The sequence below is a fragment of the Aliidiomarina taiwanensis genome (assembly GCF_003987015.1).
Lineage (GTDB): Bacteria > Pseudomonadota > Gammaproteobacteria > Enterobacterales > Alteromonadaceae > Aliidiomarina > Aliidiomarina taiwanensis.
In genome coordinates this window covers 45887-63636 of sequence record NZ_PIPQ01000005.1, presented here as the reverse complement: position 1 = coordinate 63636, position 17750 = coordinate 45887, and the positions used below count along the sequence as shown (strand labels likewise).

14 protein-coding genes are annotated in these 17750 nt (G+C 49.6%); 7 read left to right on the top strand and 7 right to left on the bottom strand.

Annotated elements, in window-relative coordinates:
- Positions 1–43: 43 nt before the first annotated feature.
- The 3 genes from CWE15_RS08680 to CWE15_RS08670 all read right to left on the bottom strand — a co-directional run bounded on the left by CWE15_RS08680 (position 44) and on the right by CWE15_RS08670 (position 7196).
- On the bottom strand, positions 44–4201 hold the full coding sequence (locus tag CWE15_RS08680; RefSeq protein ID WP_126757701.1) for a FecR family protein: 4158 nt from the start codon (positions 4199–4201) through the stop codon (positions 44–46).
- Entirely contained in the window at positions 4191–5552 is a 1362-nt protein-coding gene (locus tag CWE15_RS08675) for a tetratricopeptide repeat protein (RefSeq protein WP_126757700.1), read from the bottom strand. Before CWE15_RS08675 ends, CWE15_RS08680 begins: the two co-directional genes overlap by 11 nt.
- A 186-nt stretch (positions 5553–5738) precedes the next feature.
- Entirely contained in the window at positions 5739–7196 is a 1458-nt protein-coding gene (locus CWE15_RS08670) for a protein adenylyltransferase SelO (protein ID WP_126757699.1), read from the bottom strand.
- A gap of 111 nt (positions 7197–7307) precedes the next feature.
- Between CWE15_RS08670 and dgt the strand changes: the two genes are divergently transcribed.
- Together dgt and CWE15_RS08660 are read left to right on the top strand one after the other, a co-directional pair.
- Positions 7308–8729 (top strand): dGTPase, encoded by a 1422-nt coding sequence (dgt, locus tag CWE15_RS08665; RefSeq protein WP_126757698.1) that lies wholly within the window; start codon positions 7308–7310, stop codon positions 8727–8729.
- Positions 8730–8816: 87 nt separating this feature from the next.
- Positions 8817–9494 (top strand): META domain-containing protein, encoded by a 678-nt coding sequence (locus CWE15_RS08660; RefSeq protein WP_126757697.1) that lies wholly within the window; start codon positions 8817–8819, stop codon positions 9492–9494.
- Positions 9495–9499: 5 nt separating this feature from the next.
- On the opposite strand, the gene deoD is transcribed toward CWE15_RS08660, so the two are convergent.
- Positions 9500–10213 carry a purine-nucleoside phosphorylase gene (deoD, locus tag CWE15_RS08655; RefSeq protein ID WP_126757696.1) on the bottom strand — a complete coding sequence of 238 codons (714 nt, stop codon included), beginning with the start codon at positions 10211–10213 and terminating at the stop codon, positions 9500–9502.
- 127 nt (positions 10214–10340) lie between these two features.
- On the opposite strand from deoD, the gene CWE15_RS08650 reads away from it, so the two are divergent.
- Entirely contained in the window at positions 10341–10874 is a 534-nt protein-coding gene (locus CWE15_RS08650) for a PH domain-containing protein (RefSeq protein ID WP_126757695.1), read from the top strand.
- Positions 10861–12306, top strand: coding sequence for a PH domain-containing protein (locus CWE15_RS08645; protein ID WP_126757694.1), 1446 nt, complete (start codon positions 10861–10863; stop codon positions 12304–12306). Before CWE15_RS08650 ends, CWE15_RS08645 begins: the two co-directional genes overlap by 14 nt.
- 6 nt (positions 12307–12312) lie before the next feature.
- Here the strand turns inward: CWE15_RS08645 and CWE15_RS08640 are convergent, their stop codons facing one another.
- Entirely contained in the window at positions 12313–13074 is a 762-nt protein-coding gene (locus CWE15_RS08640) for a ferredoxin--NADP reductase (protein ID WP_126757693.1), read from the bottom strand.
- Between the two features lie 86 nt (positions 13075–13160).
- On the opposite strand from CWE15_RS08640, the gene CWE15_RS08635 reads away from it, so the two are divergent.
- A complete protein-coding gene (locus CWE15_RS08635) occupies positions 13161–14063 on the top strand; it encodes an alpha/beta fold hydrolase (RefSeq protein WP_126757692.1) in 903 nt (300 codons plus the stop codon).
- 7 nt (positions 14064–14070) lie between these two features.
- On the opposite strand, the gene CWE15_RS08630 is transcribed toward CWE15_RS08635, so the two are convergent.
- Together CWE15_RS08630 and CWE15_RS08625 are read right to left on the bottom strand one after the other, a co-directional pair.
- On the bottom strand, positions 14071–15933 hold the full coding sequence (locus CWE15_RS08630) for a M48 family metallopeptidase (protein WP_126757691.1): 1863 nt from the start codon (positions 15931–15933) through the stop codon (positions 14071–14073).
- Between the two features lie 10 nt (positions 15934–15943).
- Entirely contained in the window at positions 15944–16540 is a 597-nt protein-coding gene (locus tag CWE15_RS08625; protein ID WP_126757690.1) for a LemA family protein, read from the bottom strand.
- A gap of 155 nt (positions 16541–16695) precedes the next feature.
- On the opposite strand from CWE15_RS08625, the gene gmk reads away from it, so the two are divergent.
- Complete coding sequence (gmk, locus tag CWE15_RS08620) at positions 16696–17337, top strand: guanylate kinase (protein ID WP_126757689.1); 642 nt, start codon at positions 16696–16698, stop codon at positions 17335–17337.
- Between the two features lie 67 nt (positions 17338–17404).
- Positions 17405–17692 (top strand): DNA-directed RNA polymerase subunit omega, encoded by a 288-nt coding sequence (gene rpoZ / locus CWE15_RS08615; protein ID WP_126757688.1) that lies wholly within the window; start codon positions 17405–17407, stop codon positions 17690–17692.
- Positions 17693–17750: the final 58 nt, after the last annotated feature.

The window sequence follows — 17750 nt, the reverse complement described above, 5'->3', positions numbered from 1 at the left end:
CAGAGCATACGCCCTGGCCTTTGGTAACCTTCTCATCAAGTATTTATGGTTCGCGGGTGAAAATACCTATACCCCGCAGCAACTCGTCGTTTTCAGCAAGAATTGCTTCGATAATTGCACCAATACCCTCCGCTTCAGGCCCAAAGAATTGGCCCGTTAGTTGGCCGGAGCTTAAGGCTCCTGTTCCTGCTAAATCAATTGCTTGTGCGTTAAATAAGTCGAGCACATCGTTTTGCAGGGCTTGTAAGGTTGAGCCATCTTCAAAGCCTAAGTTAAGGCCGAAGGTTTGCTCGTTGAAGTCCACGTTTATAACACCGCTGGTCATGGCTAACACAGTGCTGTTGTCGCCGCTATTAAGACTAAAGTTGGCGTCGATTAAACCGTACTCCTGATTACCCAAAGCGCTTAAGGTGTTAAGCGTGGCAATGTCGGTGGGCTCTTCGATAACGAGGTAATGGTAGTTGCTGTTATTATTGTATACGTAGGAGCCTGTTTGTCCCTCCACACCAGCGTCGTAAGACTCCGGCTCCCAGTAGCCCCAAATGACGCCTGTGTCACTATCACCTTCGTTCGTTGGAATACGCACACTTCCAAAGTTTTCGGTGTTGAAGGTTGGCTCGTAATAGTTACTGTAAGAATAAAACCAGAAGCCGTCATCGTTTAGCTGGTAGGTTACGAGAGGTAAGGCATATTCATACAAGTAAACATAAATATTATTTGCTGAGCTCGTAATGATACCGTCGGTGGACGAAATATCGTCATTGGTACTAAAGCCTATGGCATTGGTACTTCCTACCCAATACTGGCTTAACAATAATTCGTCCGTTTGGTCATAGCAGTACACAGAGTCTGTGCAAGTTGTGAACAAGTACTGACCGTACCCGTGTATATGTTCTTGATCGGCTTCGTCCCATAGGTTGAGGAAAATGCCGGCCATAAGTGCGTTTAAGGCAGACGCGTTGTCATTCGTGACGAAAGAGCCATGAATTTTACCTGAGCTAAATAATGTGTTGTCTGCTGCTGAATGCAGCAGCACGCCTTCAGCAGAATAGAGCTGTGCAAAGCTTGTGCGCGTAAACACTTCGAAATATTCAGCGGTATTGTCCGAGTCATACAAGAAGCTTAAGTACACGGTAATAGGTAAGTCTTGGCTTGGATCGATAAATAGCAGACTGTCCGATAAAAGCGTTAAGTCTTTGTCATTGGACATGAACATCTCTGTACCACCATAGAAGCCAAATATAAGCGGTGTGGTGTTGTCATTTTGAATGCTAAAAATATCGGCCGCTGTACTGGCTTCACTTACTGTGTGGCTAGAGAACATATATGGCATAGGCATGGTGTTTGCCATGGTTTCACCAAATGAGTTTGTGAGTGTATAGTCACCCGCTGCCCACACACCCCAAGCGACCTCCATTTCCGAGGAGGTGAGCTCATCGTAGAGGTAAGCAGTTTCAGCATTCATGGGAATGGCATCGGGGTCTGCAGTAAATGAGTAGTTTTGCGTATGAAGCTCGGTAGGCGCAACATATCCATCGCGTAAATCAATGCTCATATTGCCTTGCTCGAAAAGAGCCGCAAAGTGGCGGTCGAGCATACCGGCGTTGGTTAAGTTCACACCAGGAATTCGCTGTAGGCTCGAGAAATCACAGGTTTCGTTCAGATGGCAATACAAGAAAGCCAGGGTTCCAAAGCCAATATCCTCAAGTTCATCGTCGCCGTGCAAGCCTAGGAAGACACCAGCAATCAGGCCTTCGATAGTCTGGGCGTCATATTGCGCACCAAACTCAGGGATTACCGTGCCGTTGAAACCAGTGAGCGTGCCCACTAAGCGCGCAAACTGAATCACAGCTTCATCACCCGTTTCAGTGAGTTCAATAAAGCTAGTATAGAAGTCTTCAATGCTACCGCTACCGACGAGGGAGCGCACGATTGCGGCTTGATCTTCCGAGTATTCAAAGGCAAAGGAGGCAGTTAACTCACCTGTAGCAAGGTCAATGGATATGCTCGACTGGGGCTGCCACTGTATGCTTTGCCCCTGTTGAAAGGCAACGGGGGTCGCGCCTAAGAAGCGGAAGTTCAATGTATTCTCGAGAGAATACTCAGTGGCTAAAAGGTCGCTAACACTGTCAAGTGATAACGAGTTTCTTGTCATTACGTAAGGAAACAGATAGTGAGCGCCAACGGCGTCTGTGCCTTCACCATTCCCTAGACTCTCAATAGAGTAACTGTCGGCGTCTATGGTACCCCAACTCATTTTACCCCAAGGCAAGTGAGGGTTTAAATATGCTGAGTATAATGCTTCCGATTGTACGCCTGCTAAAGAGTTGAGTGTAAACTGCAACGTATTCGAGCGAACATCTGCGGGTACATCTGCTGCTAAGAACGGGCTGAAGTACGAAAAGCTCTGTATAGCAGAGTCGGCGGAGCTTTGAAGGCTTAAGCCATTATAGATTAAGCCTCGCTCTGTGAGCCCTGTGCTCATGGCAAGTTCAGGCTCATGTGTTACCTCACAGCTTTCGCCCATCCAGCAGTATAAGAAGTAGTGCAAGCCAAACCCAGTTGCCTGCTCACCGTCGCCCTGTACTGCTAAGTATAACCCGGCAAGTAGTGCGTCAAGGCCCTGTTCACTGTTGCCAGTAAAAGTACCGTACATGCGGGCAAGTTCTATTAACTTCTGGCCGGCTGTGGTTTCCTCCAAGGCAATAAAGCTGTTGTAGAAGTCTTCAACGGAGCCGGAACCAAATAAGCTGCGCAATACGGCCGTTTGGTCAGCCGAGTAGGTAAAGTCGAGCTCAAAAGCGATGCTGCCTTCCGCAGTATCCACGTATACGCGGCTGCTGTCGCTCAAATCAACACGCTCGGCGTTGGACAAATGCACGCCCGTGCCACCACCTAGCTTAAAGGTGAGGGTGTCCTGCTGTTCATGCCGGGTTACTAAAATGTTTTCCAACGCACTGAATGTTTCTACGCGTTGGTCTGCCACTATATATGGGAAGTAGTGGGAGTTATCGATCAACTCTTCTAAGCTGTTTGCTATGGTGTAATCACCTGGCGCCCAAACGCCCCAATGAATTTCTGTTGCGGAGCCTTCCATCCATTCAGAAACAAGGGCAGTACCCATTTCAGCAGGACTTGAGTCGACGTCGGCAATAAACGACATAAAGTTGTTACCGCCTTCAACAAAGGCTGTGTGCGAACCAAATGCATGCAGTCTAAAGTTGCCCATCATGCTGCGCATACGATCAAAATAACCCCCTGAGGTTAAGTTAATGCCATACTCAGCAACAGGCTCAGGCTCAGGTTCAGGTTCAGGTTCAGGTTCAGGTTCTGGATCAGGGTCTGGATCCGTATCAGTGTTTTCCTCGATGGTCTCGTCTGCAATTTCTTCGCCCACGTCTTCAGCCGCTTGCTGTGTAGCGTCGTCTGCTGCCGGCGGAGTATCTGTTACTTCAACTTGAGATTGTGACTCATCTTGGCTTTGTGTGCCGTCTGTTTCTGAGTCATCTGCTGCTTCGTCGTTTTGTGGTGCCTGTTGCTGTTGCAAGAAGGTAATGACTTCTGGCGGAGCTGGTTGTGGCGGCGTATTGGCATCGGGTACCCAGAAGGCTTCGCCTACACCAACCATTTGGGCCCCTGCAGGGTTGGTGATGAGAACCGCTCCTTGCTCAACCATCACAAAGGTTCCTACAGGTAGCTGATACAAGTCAGCCTGGCCAGATGGGACATGAACGACGGACAAAATGGTTCCGCGAATACCCATAGTGGCAACGGGTGTTTTAAACTCCACATTATCAGGTTTAGCGCGACCAATGGCGCCGGTCATAGCGCGCAAACTACCACGCAATAATTCGGTTTTTTGCTCTCCTGCGGCAGGGTTTGACTCGTCAAACACGTAGCTGGAAATAGCAAAGGTTGAATGTGGTCGAATGGCTATGAGCGCGTCGTCCAAAAAGCGAATTTGGGCACTTGAGGCCGCTTCTGTTTGCAGGGTGTCACTATTAAATAAGTGTTCGCCACGTTGGGCGGCTTTGGTTACTTCATCACGGGTAAGGCTGACATCGCCGTGGGTGAAGAGTAGCTTGGCCACATGGTCGTCTTCTGCTGCGAAGCTCGTAACAGGGAGTGTCAGGCCCACCATGAGGGCGACGGTAGATAGACTAAAGCGCGCGCGCTTATGCTGTTTTATGTTAGAAAACATAGGTTACACTCCCTTGAACTAACGTCTGATCTAATTCGAAAAAGTCGATGGACGACGCTTGATTACGATATTGTCCAAAAAGTGAAAAGCGCCAGTGTTTACTGGGCATATAAATCCACTCGAGGCGTGCGCGAATGCTATCGTCGTCACGTATTTCTGCTTGTCCGTGGTTGAAAACAGCGAAGCCTTCTTGGCTGTAAGTGTGATTTTCATATCCTAAGGTGCTCAGCAGTTGGCTGTTACCACTAAGGTTGTAGTCTAGGTGAGTTGAAATAAAAACTTTTCTGGCATTTCCGCCTTGGCGGGTAACGTCTTGCGTAACGCTTTCTTGTACGAGCCCCGCTTTATTGCGCCACCGCCATTGTTCTGAAAGGGCTTTGCGCCATTCGACATCGCCCGACCACGCCACATAGTCATTGCGGCGCTGGTCAAAGCGAAATTCACGGAAAGCGCCATTGACCACGAGTTCTGAAGAGGCATTGATAGCCCCTTTCCAAGTCGCATGTAAGCCTGTGTGGGTTCGGTAAGGCTGATTGTCGAGCCATAAATGGGACGCTTCGAAGCCGAATTTTAGCTCATTCCTTTTATTTAGTTCGGTACCGAAAGAAAATTTCCCATGCACAATGCGGGTGTCGAAAATACTGGCTTCACTGTTGTGGTTGATACGCATTTGGCCCAGCAAGCTGGCTTCGACAAACATACCTTGCTTGCCATTCCAGCGCTTCCAAGCAAGACCGCGCACATTGTTATAGCTGGTGCCGTCCGCCTCAAGAATTGCTAAGCCTTCTAAAATTGTGTCGGCAAATAAGTCAAAGCTGTCAGGGTAATTCAGGTAGTTGCTGTCGTAACCTGCGTCGAGTGAAAGCGAATACACGCTGGGGTTGTTCGTTTTACCAGCGCGGCGGTCAGCTATTACTTGGCGGAAGTTGTCCATGGCTTGCTGGGCTCGCGGTGGCGGGTTTAAGGAGTCAAGATGGTTCAGCTGTATCTCGGCTGACTCGTATTGATCTAGCTGTATATAGGCGGCAACCAACTCTAAGCGGGCACCGGCATGCAGAGGTTGCTTGGCAATGGCGCGCTCTAAAGCAAGTGACGCCGGAAACGGCTGACCATGACGAATAGCCGCTACGCCATACCAATAGTCATATTGGGGTTGCCCTGCATAGGCGGGCTCATAGGTTTGAAATAGCGCATAGGCTTGCGCTGGTTTTTGCTGGGTCAAATATTCCCGCCCCTGTTGAACTACCTGGTTTACCGTTAGCGTTTCCGCAGAGGAAGTAGATTGAGCAAGCACTGCTTGTGGGCTGATAAGACCAATTAAGCAGGCCAATAGAATAATACTAAGTCGCATGAGAGGGCTCTCTTATTATTTTAGGAGCAATTACTAAAAGCTTTCGTGTACGTGTGCTGGAATAGCGACATACAGAAGCCAAATGTTTTTAATTTGTTAACTATGCGAACAGTATAGCTCAAAGATTGGTCAGGGCAAATTTAAACCACTTTCGTATACAGACAGTTAAAGGTGCTCTGAAGACTGTTAGGTTCCACAAAAAGTTGTGGTTACTTGCTCTTCGGCGTTGGCAGGTTGAGCCAGCTCAGAACCAAGGTGCTGTTCGTTAAACGGGGTTTGTAGTGCGGTCAGTAACTTATGAAAGCGTTCGAGCTGGCCCTTGTTTTGAGCTTCTTGAATAGCGGCTTCAACGTGGTGATTTCTTGGAATAAGAACGGGGTTCACTTCGGCCATGAGGGCTTGAGCGTGCTTACCGACGCACTGCTGCCATTGTTTACGCCAAGCAAGGAAGGGAGCTGGATCAGCAAATAGCTGCCGAGTTGCATAGGCCTCAGGTTGTTCCTTGAGCTCGCCTATTAAGTAGCGAAAGCCTAGGGTGAAGTCGATGGCGTGTTCAGCAAACAAGCTAAGCAAGTCTTTTATTAATTGCGTATCAGCTGTGGTTGGCTGGGCAAGACCTATTTTAGCTCCAAAGCGCTGTAGCCATTGAGCTTCATACATGGCTGGAAAGGTTTCTACCAGTTCAGATAAACGACGGATCAGTGCGTCGTTGGTTTCGTCAGGCAAGCGTACCAACTCAGCCAATGACTCTGCAAAACGTGCCATATTCCATTGGGCTATATGGGGCTGATTGTCGTACCGATAGCGACCGCGCTTATCGATGAAGCTAAATACTTGCTGAGCATTGTACTGCTCCATAAAGGCGCAAGGGCCATAGTCGATGGTTTCGCCGGCTACACTGCAGTTGTCTGTATTCATGACCCCGTGAATAAAGCCCAAGCTCATCCAGTGGCTGACCAAACGAGCCTGACGCTGCATGACCGTTTTAATAAGTTCGAAATAAGGCTGTTTGGCATGCTGCAAGTGAGGGTAGTGACGTTGTATAACATAGTCGGCAAGCTCTTGTACCCGTTCTTTACCACCTTGAGAGGCGGCATACTGAAAGGTACCAACACGAATATGGCTGCTTGCAACGCGGGTTAAAATAGCACCAGGGGCGGACTCTTCGCGCCGCACCCAGCCTCCCGTAGCAACGGCGGCTAAGGCGCGTGTTGTGGGAACACCAAAGGTATGCATGGTTTCACTGACAAGGTATTCACGCAGCACTGGGCCTATGGGGGAGCGGCCATCGCCTGAGCGTGAATAAGGAGTACGGCCTGCACCTTTTAATTGAATGTCGTACAGTTCGCCCGTTGCTGTTTCGGCTTCGAGCAGAACAATGGCACGGCCGTCGCCAAGGGTTGGGTTAAAGTGACCAAACTGGTGGCCTGAGTACGCTTGGCTAAAGGGTGTGGCCCAACTTGGTACCGTGTTGCCCGCCAAAATAGAGACTGCGGCAGCATGCTCTGAACTGGCAATTTCAGCAGGAAGTTGCAGGCTGTCGGCTAAAGGCTGGTTAAATGCTATCCACTGGGGTTCCGGCACGGGGGTAGGCTTGACCGTGCTGTAAAAGAAGGGACTGAGGCTTAAGTAACGAGCGGACATAGCGAAACCACACCATTAAAAATGTAAGTGAGCCATTACTTTAACATTTTTCACGGACAACCGTATACTGAACCTACTTGGTTACCAATGGCAAAAAGGAGCCGTGAATACATGAGAAACTTTCAGGAAAAAATAAAAGGGGACAGGGAATATTCGTCGCCGGGTGACTTGGAATGGGCTCTTGAAAGTGATCGTGGTCGCATTATTAATGCAGCGCCCATTCGACGCTTACAGCAGAAAACCCAAGTGTTCCCACTGGAGCGAAATGCAGCAGTGCGAAGCCGGTTAACCCACTCTCTTGAAGTGCAGCAAAATGGCCGCTTTATTACCCGAGAGGTCTTTCGGTTGCTGGCAGGTGCAGAGCAAGACTTTGGTTTGAAAGCCTATGCACGAGAGGTGGAGTCGCTGGTTGAAATGGCCTGCCTGATGCACGACATGGGGAACCCACCCTTTGGTCACTTTGGAGAAGCGGCTATTTCTGCGTGGTTTGCAAAAGAACTACCGCAATTAGAGGTATTTAAAACGGAAGAGGCCAGCAAACTAACCCATGAGCTGCAAACGTTTGAAGGCAATGCACAAGCGATTCGCATTGTGGCGAGCTTACAAAAACTGAACCTAACCTATGCACAAACCGCCAGTATTTTGAAGTACACTCGTGCAGGCACGGAAGAAAAACCAGGGAATGACGACCCCCTGTTGGCGCTGAAAAAGAAGCCTGGTTACTACCACTCGGAGCGTGACTTTGTTCACAAAATGCAAGCCGCACTAACCATAGAGCCAGGGCATAGATACCCCTTGGTTTACATTATGGAAGCTGCGGACGACATTTCCTATTGCCTGGCGGATTTAGAAGATGGGGTAGACAAAGGCCTACTGAACGTGACCGAGCTAGCCCAGGCGTTGCAGAGTACTTTTGAAAAGCTTCGAGGCCCCTATGGCGACGCGGAAGTCGCGCACTTTGGCGGAAAAAGTTTTGCAGACTTGATGGCCCAAGCAACTGACAGCGACAGGCAGTCTTTCTTTATTAAATTCCGCGTTGGCTTTATTCACCCCTTAGTTCAGCATGCTGCTCGCGCTTTTGTGGACAACTTACCAGCAATTTATGACGGTCGCTTTCCCCATGGCCTACTTGAAGACAACTCCCCGGCCCATGCAGTGGTGCAAAGCCTTAAAAATGTGGCCGTACATTATGTATTTAGAACGCATGAGGTGGAAACACTGGAACTCCAGGGCTACCAAGTGTTGACGGGTATTTTAGATAAATATGCACCGCTGCTGCACCTCAATAAAGGTGATTTTCAAAAGTTAGTGGCTACAGGCAAATGCTCAAATGTATTGGCAACCTTATTGCTGCGCCGTATACCGGGGGAGCTTTTAAGAACTTATAAGGAGCATTGCGCTGAATTAAGTAGGGAAGACGAAGTGCTTGAGCTGTATTACCGCTGCCGCCTTCTTCAAGATGTGGTGAGCGGCTTAACAGACCAACTGGCACTGGATGAATACCAAACCTTGCACGCCATGGGTCACTACTAAACCCTTTGTTTACACTTAGTCAGGTGTGAGAAGCGGAAAGATGGTCTATGATGAAGGGCATATACAACTAAAATAAAGGCTAAATGTATGAGTAAGTTTGCATTGTTTATTAAAAGTAGCATTCTACTGTTCGTTGTTCCGGTTGTTTTTACGGCCTGTTCGTTTCTCCCCGAGTACGATATTTGGGATGTGTACCCTCACTCATTTGAGCAAGACTGGGTGTGTGGTCAAGTGCCTGTCATGAGCAGTACACGAGGGGACACCATGGAGCTGTACGTGCACGGCAGAAGTATTCCGCTAGAGCGTGTGCAAAGTGCTTCGGGCAGTAAGTACCAATCGAGTACAGAGCCGCACACAACGTTTTGGGTGAAAGCTGACGAAGCTCTGTTTGTATTAGACGGTGAAGACATGCCGTTATGTGTTGCTGGTGGCGCTCAGCCGTCTTTAGAAAACGTGAAGTGGATGGTTACGGAGTTAAACGGGCAGGATGTGTCCGGTGAAAACTTGCACTTTACCTTTCATGAAGACGGAAAGGTGACAGGCTATGCAGGTTGTAATAACTTTTTTGGTCAGTATTCAGCAACAGCAGGTGGCATACACTTTGAACAGTTTGGGGCAACTAAAATGGCCTGTGCAGAAAGCGCCATGGACTTAGAGCTTGAACTATTTGAAGTGTTTAATACCACCGACTTTGTGACGATGGATAACACTGGAGCCTTGGTGATTGTGGCGGGCGATAAAAGGCTACGCGCTGTCGCCCGCTAAAGTCGTTAGTCTTGGCATATAGCATCGAGTGCGAGTTCTATCATGGGGCCAAAGGCTTGTTCTCGCGCTTCGGTGCTTATTCCTTCTTCAGTTACAAGGGAGTCGGACACAGTGAGTAAAGCGCCTGCCTCGCGACCAAGTTGTTGTGCGGTATAGAAAAGTGCAAATGCCTCCATTTCCACAGCGAGTGCCCCGTGCTTTTGGAAGACATCGCGGAAGTTAAAAGCAGGTCCATGGTAAAAAACGTCAGACGTATGCACAGTTCCTTCCTGTAGTGCCACCCCTTGCTTTTGGGCTTGCAAACGAATGCTATTGGTGAGCCCCGGAGAAGGTGCAATGATGCTAAGGGCTTTGCCATTGTGTGCTTGGGCAAAGCTAGAGTCGGTCCAGCTATTAGTGGCTAATAACAAGTCGAGCATGTTCAACTGGTCGGTATAGGCCCCGCATGAGCCCACGCGCAATAGCTTTTGTACATTATACACTTGGCATAACTCCCAAGAGTAAATACCAATACTGGGCATGCCCATTCCCGTTCCCATAACGCTCACAGGCGTACCTTTCCATTTCCCCGAAAAGGCCAGCATGTTTCTGACCTGACTTACTTGGTGAACATCGGTGAGCCAATTCTCGGCAATAAACTTGGCCCGTAATGGGTCGCCTGGTAATAAAATACGTTCTGCGATTTGACCCTTCGCAGCAGCAATATGTGGTGTTGCCATAATTTCTCCACGTAAAATGAACAACTTACCTTGAGTATACAGGTATTTTAAATGCTTGCTTATTGCCGTTATAAATATTTTTGGTGGTATACTGGTTAAAAATAATACCAAAAATAGAGCAGCTTCCATGTATTCAGGATTAGAAAAAAAGCCCGTTGCACGTGCATACAAGCACCTGCTGGCCCTTCATGCGTTCTTTCCGATTGTTATTATTATGGCGGGCTTAGTGGCAGCCTACCTATGGCTGCCGGGCTTAAGCGACCAGGTTCCAAGTGTCGGTTTGTATTTCAGCTTAGGTGGACTTCTCGCTTTGTGGCTTGTATTAGCGTTGGTGTGGGCTCCACGCCGCCACCAAGTCACGCACTACTATGTCGCAGAAGACTTTATTGGTTATGTGGTGGGGGCTGTTTGGCACTCGGAAGTGGTCGTTACCTTTAACCGTTTGCAACACTTAGAAATTGCCCAAGGCCCTATTGAGCGGGCTTTAGGGGTGAGCCGTTTAGTGCTGTATACGGCGGGTGGCGGTATGGCAGATCTTGTCATTCCTGGTTTACCAGTGGCAACCGCAGAAACACTGCGGGACGCTGTGCTCAATATTCTACGAGAAGAAACATTAAGTGACGAGCCGATTACGGAAGCGAAGCGCCATGACAATGCATGAGGCTGATTGGGCACGGCTTCCCCCCGTTGCTGTCATATTCTTCTTTTTAAAAGGCTTAAAGCAACTAGTGAAGCAAGGCTACCAAATGATACCGGCACTGGTGAGTATTTGGGTATTTGCTGAGCCTGTTCGAGCGTGGATTCCTGGTATGTTGTCTGCAGCCGGTACCTTGTTTGTGGTGGTGGCTGTGGTGCGCTACCTGCGCTTTCGATACCAAGTAAGCCCCGAGCGAATTCGCATGAAGCAGGGTGTATTAAAGCGCACTGAGCTGAATTTAGAGATGGCGCGCATTCAACAGGCAGACATTCAATTGCCTTGGTACTTGCGGCCTTTCAACCTGCGTGTGGTTCGTTTAGAAAGTGCAGGCAGTAAAAGCCAAGAAGTTGTGCTGGTGGGGCTTACGCAAGAGCGCGCAGAAAGAATAAAAGAGGCTGTGGATGCTGCGTCGGGATTGTCTGAGGCGACCTCAGCCAGTACCCAACAAGCCCCCCGTAGCACGCAAGGCAGCGAAGCCTTTCAGTTAAAGCTTGGATTAGCAGAAGTGCTAAAAATAGGTTTGATGAGCAACCCATTGCTAGTAGTGGGGGTTATGGCGGGTTTCCTATTTTCGAACAGCGTCACCCGCGATATTCTTGACGGCTGGCTTGAAACCTATGGCAGCTTGTTTAGCGGTACCACTTTTGCGGTTGTATTTTTGCTGAGCATTGTGGTGGGCATACTGGTTTTAGTGGTTCTCGGTACTGTGTTGCTTATGGCGAATACCTACTTTCAGTATACCTTGACCAGAGTGGAGCAGCGCTATAGCTATTCTGCAGGCTTTTTGAGCCGCCTGAACCGAAGCTTCTCGGTGCGCAAACTGCAGGGCGTTGTGGTACGGCAAAGCTTTTTAGCACGTGGGTTAAAGCGTTTTAGTATGGAGCTGGCGCAGGCCGGTGGGATAGGGGGGCGAAAAGAGCGTTTCGTTGTACCTATTGCCAACCAAGAGCAAAAACAGCAATTACTGCACGACTTGAAAATTCCTCCCGTGCGCCACTGGTCGCGTTTGCACCCATGGGCCATAGCTCGTTGGGTTGTGTTGCCGAGTATATTGCTTGGGCTGATAACTGAACCTTGGCTAGGTGTGGTGTGCGTGCCTGTGCTGCTAAGCTTAAAAGCTGTGATGTGGCGCCAACGAGCTTGGTATTACAGTGATGACTGGCTGGCAACCCGAAAAGGCTTTATTGGGCATGTGGAACGTTGGATGCCAAGTGCCAAGCTACAATGTGTGCGTTGGCAGCAGGGGCCCGTGCAAAAACGGCTGGGCATAGGGCACCTCACTATTTATAGCGCTTCGGTGACTTATAAGCTGCGTGATATTCGACAGGCGGATGCGGAGCAACTGCAAGCCGCGCTGGTAGACCAAACGCGGCGCTGCCAATTAAGCTGGATGTAGCAGAGGCTATTTCTGCCAATATTGCTCCAGGGTTACATTGCCAGGTTTGCGGCGCAGGTTTAACGGCATACCGCGTTCGGCAAGTAAGGTGCGGGTGTCGTGGATCATGCCTGGGTTACCGCACAGCATGACTTGCGCCTGTTCATTGAGTGGAATACCTACTTGTTGCTCTAACTGGCCAGAGCGAATTAACGCGGGCACACGGCCGGTAAGTGCCGACGAGGTTTGCTCGCGACTGACCACAGCTTGATAGGTAAAGCGGCCGGGATATGCTTGGCTTATCTCGACCATAAGTTCTTGGTAGGCCAGGTCTTTTTCTTCACGAACCGCATGCACTAAAACGATATGTTTGAACCGCTCCCACACTTCGTTGCTTTGCAGCATGGAAAGGTACGGGCCAAGCCCCGTTCCTGTACCTATCATCCAAAGGCTGTCGGCATTGGGTATGTGCTCGATGGTAAAGAAACCACTGGCGGGCTGGCTTACTTGCACGTCGTCGCCAGGTTGTAGCTGGCGCATGTGAGGACTCACTTCGCCCCCGTCAACGGCGGTAATGAAAAACTCAATAGAGTCGGCTCCTGGTGGGTTGACCAAAGAGTAGGCCCGGTGCAGAAGAGCTTCCTCGCCGGTTTGATCTAGGCTGACGACCCCAAGCCGAACAAACTGACCAGGCTTAAAGTCGAACATGGGTGTAGCAATACGCAAACTAAATAAAGAAGAGTGCCATTGTTTGTTTTCAATGACAGTGCCTTGGACCCATTGCGACATGAAATCTCCTGCTAAAAAAAGAATGGAATAGTGTATATGATGGGGGTAAGTGGAGCAGCATTCAACCAACGGAGTGTAGGGTTATTATGGAAACAGAGGTGCAGGCAGTGTCGTGGCAGCCATGGCAGTGGCAAGCAAAAGAAGGGTTTTGGTTACGGGGTGTACACACGCAGCCCCGTGGGTTACCCGTGCTTCATTTTATTCATGGAAATAGTTATTGCGGGCGCATGTATGAACCCATGTGGGAGTACCTGTACCCACATTTCGACCTCTTTCTTCACGACGCCCAAGGGCATGGTAACAGTGACGTAGGCGGGCGCTTTGTGGGCTGGCGGCGCAGTGCGGAGCTGGCCAAGGAAGTGTGGTTAGCCCACCGCCACTTATGGCCGGATGTACCGCATATTGGTATGGGGCATAGCTTTGGCGGGGTGCTGACCAGTGTGCTTGGTGCAACCAACCCGAACCTCTTTGAGCGGCTTTGGCTGCTGGACCCTATTCTTATGCCACCGCGCTATTTACGCTGGGTGGAGCCCTTGCAGCGTATTGGCTTGTATAAGTTAAACCCCTATTCTGGACGCGCCCGCAAACGACGTGACCATTGGCCAGATCATGAAAGCGCTTATACTGGTTTAGTGGGGCGGGGCATGTTTAAAGGCTGGAGCCCACAAGCCATGCGCGCTTATGTTGACCATGGCATGGAGCAGGTGGAAGACGGCGTGCGGCTGAAGTGCCCGCCGTCACGTGAAGCGGAGATATTCGGTAGCTATATGCCCGGCTTATGGAAGTTGCTTCCCAAGCTAGAAGTGCCCACAGACATTTTGTTTGGCCAAGACAGTTACCCATTTTTACGAGAAAGCCAGCAACGGTTGCTGCAAATCAAACAGGTCACGATGGAAACAGTACCTGGCGGTCACTGTTTTATGCAAGAGCACCCAGAACAAACAGCGCAGCGTTTAGTGCAGCGCTGCGCTGAATTAAGTTTGGCGTAAGCCGTTGTTAGCTTGAGCCGTTTTCTGGAAGTTCAGGTAGCGGCTGGCCAATGCAGGTTGCTAGTGTAAATAGCAGCTTGCGTTCTACTGGCGAAATTGCACCGTCACTGGTTACACAGGCCAACCAAGCTTGCACAAGACGCTCTTTTTGTCGCACGTCCCATTGGTCTATACGGTCCAGAGCGTCGGCAAGGTTGCCAAAGCTTAAGGTGTCTTGACGGTAGGGTTGGAGAGTTGTGCCATATACGCTGGCTGCAGCAGCAAAAGCCTGCTGTGCTTGCTGTTCATTGTCATGGCCATAGTGAGCCAGGATGGACAAACTATATTCCGCATCGGACTGTGCCTTCATACGCACACCAGAAACCCGCTTATTAGGGTGTAAGTCTGCTTGAATATAGCGTTCGACCAACTCGGTTAAACACCATTCATATAAACTGACTTGTTGGTCTACGTCACGCAACGCTTTCAGCGTGGTGAGCAGTAACACCTTTTGCTCCGCAGCAAGCCCTTTTATTGCGGGCATAGCGAGCTCGATTAAAGGCAGCCGCTGCTCGGTTGAAAGGGCCTGAATGTCGGTGTAATTGCGTGCGGCACGTTCAGCCAAGGTTGCGCCATGGGCTTTTTCAATGAGACTCAGCTGTTGCTGCCTGGCACCTGCTTCATCGCATAAAATAAGCGCCAAGGTTAAGGCTTCGGAACCCACCTGTTCACGGGCTTCGGTGCGCGTGGCTTCAGGTAAGCTGGCCAAAATTGCAAGTTGCGTGAGCTTTTCTTGTGGGCTGGCTGGCGCAGCGCTTGAGGCAGCTGAGGACTCGGTTGATGTAGCGGTCGTGGGTTGCGGGCTGTTGGCTTTAAACGTGCCATCCCAGCTTGGTAGCACCCGCTTAATGCGGCTTTCAAGTGGCGGGTGGGTGGCGAAAATGGAAGCCCATTTACTAATAGCCTGCCCAAAAAACAGATGCGAAGCTTCGCTCGCATTTTTGTTTTCAATTTGGCTACCTGCTTGCAGCGCACCAATTTGCTGTAGTGCCCCACCAATACTTTCAGGATCGCGAGTGAATTGTACTGCTGAAGCGTCGGCAAGGTACTCTCGCTGCCGACTCACTGCTGCTTTAATAATGTTGCCAAACAGGACACCTATCGCGCCAATAATAAGCAAAGCGATGCCTAAAAAAGGCAATGCATTGCGGGCGTTATTATTGCTTCGACGGCTAGCCGCACCAAAAGCACTGGTGCGTAAAACAAGGTAGCCTGCGTGGGAAATAAATAAAATGCCATTGAGGATGGCCATTATGCGAATGTTCATGCGCATGTCGCCATTTAAGATATGCGCAATTTCATGGGCTATGACACCTTGCAGCTGGTTGCGGGTAAGTTGCTCGACACAGCCACGGGTGACCCCTATAACCGCGTCTTTGGGGGAGTAGCCGGCCGCAAAGGCGTTTATACCAGGCTCTTGTTCGAGCAAGTATACGGGGGGCACTGGCATATTGGCGGCAATGGCCATTTCCTCCACCACGTGTAATACCTTGCGCTCAAGAGGGTCGCTGCTATTTGGCTCTAAACGCCTACCGCCGAGTTTTTCTGCAACCACTTTACCACCTGGGCGAAGCACGGCCCATTTATACAGCACGGCTAGGCTAATAGCCGAAACGACAACGCCGCATGCAGCGAGAATGATGTCCCAATGGAAGACAAATCCAGTAGTCTGGGCAGGCTGGGTGGCGCTATTCATGCCACCGGCGAAAAACGCCACAACGGCACCTGTCAGCACCACCAGTATGGCCACAGCAACTAGAAATAAAATAATAAGCAGGCGCGTATTGCGCCGTGCTATATCTTGATGCTCAAAAAAGTTCATTTGCGACATGCATTAACCCTTAAAATGAGACCTTGGGTGCTTGCTGCATTTCCGCTTTGTCTTCAAATTCAAGTAAGGAGGCGTCTGTGCTATGGCCAAACATGCCAGCAAATACCACGGTTGGGAACGACTGACGATAGGTGTTGTAGGTCATGACCGAGTCGTTAAATGCTTGGCGTGCAAAGGCAATGCGGTTCTCCGTGCTGGTCATTTCTTCACTGAGTTGCATCATGTTTTGGTTCGCTTTTAGGTCTGGATATGCTTCCATGACCACGTTTAAACGACCCATGGCCGCGCCTAAAGCCCCTTCGGCACCCGCTAACTGAGCCATAGAGCCTTGGTCGCCGGGGTGCTGGGAAGCGTTTTGAAGGGCAGAAGCGGCTTGGTTTCGGGCTGCAATAACGGCTTCTAAAGTTTCTCGTTCATGGTTTAAGTAGCCTTTTGCGGTTTCAACCAAGTTTGGAATTAAGTCGTAACGACGCTTTAATTGCACATCAATTTGCGCAAAGCTGTTTTCGAATCGGTTCTTTAAGGTGACTAACTGGTTGTAAATACGAATAACAACAAAAGCTAGCACCACGATGACGGCAAGAATAATAAGTAAGCTTGTATTCATTGTATGTCCTTCTTGGAGTTGTTTTATTTTGCTTCAGCTTAGCGCAGAAATGGCAGGTGAGGTAGCAGTTTAAGCAACGGAAAGTGGCGTTTTTGGCTGAATTCTTGTAATTTATGCCTTCTTCCTTCATTAGCTCACTTGGAACTTTTTACTTTATGTCGAATGTCAGTGGAAACCTATTTGTCGTTGCAGCTCCGAGTGGGGCGGGCAAATCAAGCATGATCAGTGCCCTGCTAAAGCGTCAAAAAGAACGGGGAAACCCCGACTCCATGCAAGTTTCGGTCAGTACCACCACGCGCGCGCCCCGACCAGGCGAAGTCGACGGTGTGCACTACCATTTTGTGGATGAAGCGACTTTTTTAGAACAAGCGGAAGCGGGTGAGTTTTACGAGTGGGCGAAGGTGTTCGACTACTACTATGGTACGTCGAAAACAGTGATTGAGAAAACCTTAGCCAGCGGTGTCGATGTGTTTTTAGACATAGACTGGCAAGGCACGCGCCAGGTGAAGGCGGCCTACCCGGGGGTGCATACTATTTTTATTCTGCCACCTTCTACGGCAGAGCTAGAGCGCCGACTGCGTGACCGCGGGCAAGACTCTGACGAGGTGATAGCCAAACGTATGGCGAAGGCCCAGTCAGAAATGTCCCATTACGGCGACTTTAGTTACTTGATAGTCAACAAAGACTTTGAAGAGTCCGTGGACAATTTAGAACATATTGTGTTGGCACAGCGCCTGCGGCGGGCGAAGCAGCAAATTAGGCACCAGGATATTCTGCAAGAACTATTGGCGGAGTAATGGTTTTAGCGTATAATAGTTGGTCGTTGTGAAAACGTTACGAATTTAATCGAGGGTGGAGTTTTAGATGGCACGTGTAACAGTAGAAGAAGCAGTAGATAAAATTGGTAACCGGTTTGACTTGGTTCTTGTTGCAGCACGTCGTGCACGTCAATTAGCAAACTACGGAAAGGCTCCACTGGTTGAAACCAGTAATGAAAAAGAAACCGTTATTGCGCTTCGTGAAATTGAAGCCGGCTTAATTGACGCAGCTCGCTTAGACGAAGAAGAGCAAGCAGCACAGTTCGCTCAGGATGAAGCAGAAGTGGCTGCGATGACAGCTATTCAACATAGCGAAGGTCAAAGCCAAAGCTAATATAGCGTGCAAAACCTAAGTAATTCTTAAAAAACGGGCTTTCTAGCCCGTTTTTTAT

Coding starts and splice junctions, on each gene's coding strand:
- deoD (WP_126757696.1), bottom strand. CDS start 10,213: ATGGCAACACCACATATTGCTGCTGCGAAGGGTCAAATCGCAGAACGT.
- CWE15_RS08660 (WP_126757697.1), top strand. CDS start 8,817: ATGAGTAAGTTTGCATTGTTTATTAAAAGTAGCATTCTACTGTTCGTT.
- CWE15_RS08625 (WP_126757690.1), bottom strand. CDS start 16,540: ATGAATACAAGCTTACTTATTATTCTTGCCGTCATCGTGGTGCTAGCT.
- CWE15_RS08675 (WP_126757700.1), bottom strand. CDS start 5,552: ATGCGACTTAGTATTATTCTATTGGCCTGCTTAATTGGTCTTATCAGC.
- CWE15_RS08680 (WP_126757701.1), bottom strand. CDS start 4,201: ATGTTTTCTAACATAAAACAGCATAAGCGCGCGCGCTTTAGTCTATCT.
- gmk (WP_126757689.1), top strand. CDS start 16,696: ATGTCGAATGTCAGTGGAAACCTATTTGTCGTTGCAGCTCCGAGTGGG.
- CWE15_RS08640 (WP_126757693.1), bottom strand. CDS start 13,074: ATGTCGCAATGGGTCCAAGGCACTGTCATTGAAAACAAACAATGGCAC.
- CWE15_RS08635 (WP_126757692.1), top strand. CDS start 13,161: ATGGAAACAGAGGTGCAGGCAGTGTCGTGGCAGCCATGGCAGTGGCAA.
- dgt (WP_126757698.1), top strand. CDS start 7,308: ATGAGAAACTTTCAGGAAAAAATAAAAGGGGACAGGGAATATTCGTCG.
- rpoZ (WP_126757688.1), top strand. CDS start 17,405: ATGGCACGTGTAACAGTAGAAGAAGCAGTAGATAAAATTGGTAACCGG.
- CWE15_RS08670 (WP_126757699.1), bottom strand. CDS start 7,196: ATGTCCGCTCGTTACTTAAGCCTCAGTCCCTTCTTTTACAGCACGGTC.
- CWE15_RS08630 (WP_126757691.1), bottom strand. CDS start 15,933: ATGTCGCAAATGAACTTTTTTGAGCATCAAGATATAGCACGGCGCAAT.
- CWE15_RS08650 (WP_126757695.1), top strand. CDS start 10,341: ATGTATTCAGGATTAGAAAAAAAGCCCGTTGCACGTGCATACAAGCAC.
- CWE15_RS08645 (WP_126757694.1), top strand. CDS start 10,861: ATGACAATGCATGAGGCTGATTGGGCACGGCTTCCCCCCGTTGCTGTC.